Here is a 494-nt window from a genome sequence, read left to right as displayed (position 1 = left end):
TTATGCGCGCGGTGGATTGAACATGTTGCTCGCGCCTGTTTACGGTCTAACTGTTGCGGCGGACTACTTGGTTTTCAACTCGCTAGAGTTTTGGACGGGTAAAAACCCAATCACAGGTACACCGCATATCTTTGATAGCAAAACCGATACTTATATCGACATCAACCATCAGCTAGACAAGTCTCTAACTGAAGCGCCGATTGCACCGTTAACGCAGAACCGTGTAATTGAGCGTGGTGAGATGATGCAAGTGGACGAGAACACAATCCAAATGAGCATTACTTACCAGAATGGTGAAAAAGCGACGTTGATTGGCGTGCGTGATGGTGAAGTGGTGACTTACTCTATCGACGGTGAAGTTGTGGCTCAAACCTCAATAGATGAATTAGCGGCTTACGCTGCAGCTCGAGCTTAACGTTTGTTATAAACAAAGATATATAACAAGCTCGCTAGCTAAAAAAACAGGTACTCAATGAGTACCTGTTTTTGTTTGT

At 44.5% G+C, this 494-nt stretch carries 1 protein-coding gene; it reads left to right on the top strand.

Annotated features, from left to right (window positions below; all coding sequences use genetic code 11):
* Positions 1–415, top strand: a 415-nt coding sequence (locus KIV40_RS35290; protein WP_285354134.1) for a DUF3332 family protein, incomplete at its 5' end; no start/stop codon positions are given.
* Between the last annotated feature and the right edge of the window lie 79 nt (positions 416–494).

The sequence above is a fragment of the Vibrio sp. D173a genome, from assembly GCF_030248475.1.
Note: the sequence above shows the minus strand (reverse complement) of the source record. Positions and strands in the feature narration are given on the sequence as shown.